The 3,915-nt window shown below is 56.9% G+C and carries 2 protein-coding genes; one reads left to right on the top strand and one right to left on the bottom strand.

Annotation, left to right across the window (positions count from 1 at the left end):
- The coding region (gene clpA / locus QOC89_RS17855) for an ATP-dependent Clp protease ATP-binding subunit ClpA (RefSeq protein ID WP_323046235.1) at positions 1-2,079 on the top strand (2,079 nt) is incomplete at its 5' end.
- A 194-nt stretch (positions 2,080-2,273) separates the two neighbouring features.
- On the opposite strand, the gene QOC89_RS17850 is transcribed toward clpA, so the two are convergent.
- Positions 2,274-3,470: an RICIN domain-containing protein gene (locus QOC89_RS17850; RefSeq protein ID WP_323046234.1), complete on the bottom strand. Its 1,197-nt coding sequence runs from the start codon at positions 3,468-3,470 to the stop codon at positions 2,274-2,276.
- Positions 3,471-3,915 lie beyond the last annotated feature (445 nt).

The raw sequence follows: 3,915 nt of genomic DNA, 5'->3' as shown, positions 1-3,915 counted from the left end.
GACGTCGACACGCAGCCCACGCTGGGTTTCCAGCGTGTGATCCAGCGCGCGATCATGCATGTGCAATCCACCTCGAATGGCAAGAAGGAAGTGACCGGCGCGAATGTGCTGGTCGCGATCTTCGGCGAGAAGGACTCGCATGCGGTGTACTACCTGCAACAGCAGGGCGTGACGCGTCTGGACGTGGTGAATTTCATCTCGCATGGTATCGCCAAGACCAGCAGCACCGACGCCGCGAAAGCGAGCGACGCGAACGCCGAGTCCGACGAAGCCGCCGCGCAGAAGGAAACACCGCTCGCCCAGTTCACGCAGAACCTGAACCAGATGGCGAAAGACGGCCGCATCGATCCGCTGATCGGGCGCGAGTCGGAAGTCGAGCGCGTGGTCCAGGTGCTGTGCCGCCGCCGCAAGAACAATCCGCTACTGGTCGGTGAGGCCGGCGTGGGCAAGACGGCGATCGCCGAAGGACTCGCGTGGCGCATTACGCGCGGCGAAGTGCCGGATATTCTGGCCGATGCGCAGGTGTATTCGCTCGACATGGGCGCGTTGCTCGCCGGCACCAAGTATCGCGGTGACTTCGAACAACGCCTGAAGACGGTGCTCAAGGAATTGAAGGAACGTCCGCACGCGATCCTGTTCATCGACGAAATCCATACGCTGATCGGCGCGGGCGCCGCGTCGGGCGGCACGCTGGACGCATCGAATCTGCTGAAGCCGGCGTTGTCGTCGGGCACGCTCAAGTGCATCGGCGCGACCACGTTCACCGAATATCGCGGCATCTTCGAAAAAGACGCGGCATTGTCGCGCCGTTTCCAGAAGGTCGACGTGACCGAGCCGACCGTCGAACAGACGGTGGCGATCCTGCGCGGCCTGAAGTCGCGCTTCGAAGAGCATCACGGCGTGAAGTATTCGTCGGGTGCGCTGTCGGCGGCGGCTGAGTTGTCGGCCCGCTTCATTACGGATCGTCATCTGCCGGACAAGGCGATCGACGTGATCGACGAAGCAGGCGCGGCGCAACGCATCCTGCCGAAGTCGAAGCAGAAGAAGACCATCGGCAAGAACGAGATCGAGGAAATCATCTCGAAGATCGCCCGTGTCCCGCCGCAAAGCGTGTCGCAAGACGATCGCAGCAAGCTGCAAACGCTGGATCGCGATCTGAAGAGCGTGGTGTTCGGGCAAGACCCGGCCATCGACGCGCTGTCGGCCGCGATCAAGATGGCGCGTGCGGGTCTCGGCAAACTGGATAAGCCGATCGGCGCCTTCCTGTTCTCCGGCCCCACGGGCGTCGGCAAGACTGAAGTGGCGAAGCAACTGGCGTTCACGCTGGGGATCGAGTTGATCCGCTTCGACATGTCGGAATACATGGAGCGTCATGCGGTGAGCCGTTTGATTGGCGCGCCGCCGGGCTACGTCGGGTTCGACCAGGGCGGTTTGCTGACCGAGGCCGTCACGAAGAAGCCGCATTGCGTGCTGCTGCTCGACGAAATCGAGAAGGCGCATCCGGACATCTACAACGTGCTGCTGCAGGTGATGGACCACGGCACGTTGACAGATAACAACGGTCGCAAAGCGGATTTCCGCAACGTCATCATCATCATGACGACGAATGCGGGTGCCGAGGCAATGGGCAAGTCGGTGATCGGCTTCACGAATCGTCGGGAAACCGGCGACGAAATGGTCGACATCAAGCGCATGTTCACGCCGGAGTTCCGTAACCGTCTGGACGCAACGATCAGCTTCCGCTCGCTTGATGAGGAAATCATCATGCGCGTGGTCGACAAGTTCCTCATGCAGCTGGAAGATCAGTTGCACGAGAAGAAGGTCGATGCGCTCTTCACCGACGCGCTGCGCAAGCATCTCGCCAAGCACGGTTTCGATCCGCTGATGGGCGCGCGGCCGATGCAGCGTCTGATCCAGGACACGATCCGTCGTGCGCTGGCCGATGAGTTGCTGTTCGGCAAGCTCATGAACGGTGGTCGCGTGACGGTCGACGTGGATGCGGAAGACAAGGTGCAGTTGACCTTCGACGAGCATCCGGCGCCGCGTAATCCGAATCCGGAAGCGGTTGAAGTCGAATAGGCAGCGATGCCGGTGGTTTGATACCACAGAGGCGTAACGAGAACGGCGCGGATGAACTCCGCGCCGTTCTGCTTTATAGGCCCGGATAAATCTGGTTGAGCGTCTCGATGTAACCGTGCGTGTCCGCGGGCAACAATGAAAGACAGCTATCGTGAGTCCCTGAGGCTGCGCATATCCCTGAATCCAGGTCGCCCTCAATCAGGTATCAGACTTCTCCAACGCTGAAAATTGTTCTCGAGGCATGGGTGCACACGGATCGACGCATTGAGATTGCCATTGTCGGTCGAATCCATGCATAGCCCTGTTCCGGCGTTAAAGTATGCTTGAGTTCGGTTGACCTTAAGCCACTGCTGTTGGGCGCTATTGTTGCAGTTCGCTGTTATAACCCGCTTGTTTGCGTCCGCAGCCAGGCACAGTCCCGTATTACTGGACAGGCGAAGCCTGTAGTTATCATCCTGGGTCAGGATCTGATTTGCGTTATCACCGAGACATTCCCATAGCCCTGCTTGCAGCCCCCCGCCCAGCATGTCCAGACAGTAAAGATTGGCACTATTTTGCAAGTGCTTCCGCACGAACGGTGGGCCTGGATTGGCGCTCAAGGTGCATACCTGTTCTGTTGTGCAGATAGCCTTGGCGATTGAAGCACAATTCCCATAAGTATTCGAACTGCTACTGGTAGGCGTTATTGTTCCGCCATTCGCCCGTGGTACGCCGTATACCGCAATGGCTTCCGGAATTTTCGAACACGCCGAGTATTGTTCGTTACCTTGAGCAAAATTCTCGACCCACTCCACGAGACCTTTTAGCCCGCCGTAGTTTGACGGCACAACTATGGTTGCAACCGTTGTGACCTGCCCGGTTCGAGGATTTTTGATGGATGCGGTCCAGCCATCGGTACCGGACTTCGCCACTTTTATTCGATATGTGACGCCTTCCTCCCAGGAGAATTTTATCCAGCATTGCACTCCGCTACCTTCATGACCGAAATGCGAGCAATTAGCCCCGGTCGCCGCTCGCCATCCGGTCGCTCCCCAGATTGAAAAATTCAGGGCCTTGTCATTTCCGCTGCGACTCTGAAGGCCAACGTAACCGCCGTCCCGAGTGCCGGTGTAACTCCATTGATGTGCCCAGTAGGTTCTACCATTGAATCCCGGCGCCTTTGTCACCGTTATAAAGAATTCCATATCGGTGTATCCACCGGATACTTGTGGCCAGGTTCTATAAATGCTCGCCATGCCACCGGCTACGATTGCGTGAGCACCACACGGCACGAGAACACTTGATGCGAGCGTGATATTAAGAAATACCATGAAAATTTTCTTTCGTATCCAATTGCAGAAAAATTCACTAAAATCGGACCGACGAATTGTTTTCAGTATTGGGTATTTCATAATTCGGCCTCCATAGGGAGCTAATATGCGCCTGAATAAACGCCGGGGTTAACAAGGCCAAAACCTTGTTAAATTACCGCCCTGATATAAGGCCGGATTTATTTTCGGATCTGGTTTGTCTATTGTCTTTGAGTTGCAGAAAGAGGCGCATACCCGCCTTGAGAGCTTTAACGCCTCATCAATTTGGGTTCTGCTTGCTGCGCGCAGCGCTTTTCAGTGGATGGTTGTGTTAGTAAATTGTAATATTTTGCGGTTACGAGTCAACAAACTTATCGTCGCAGGTCATTCCCGAATGACGACGCGTGGGAGCCGACACTGGTTCTGGAGAATAACGCCGTCCGATTGGAGGCCGGGCGGCGTTACTTCATGGGCGTAATGGATCGAGCGCCACCTTCAGTGGCTTGGGTGTGGGTTGTGGGGTATGGGGCTCAGTTTGCGAGGGTGT

The organism is Paraburkholderia sp. (assembly GCF_034668105.1).
GTDB lineage: Bacteria > Pseudomonadota > Gammaproteobacteria > Burkholderiales > Burkholderiaceae > Paraburkholderia.
Note: the sequence above shows the minus strand (reverse complement) of the source record. Positions and strands in the feature narration are given on the sequence as shown.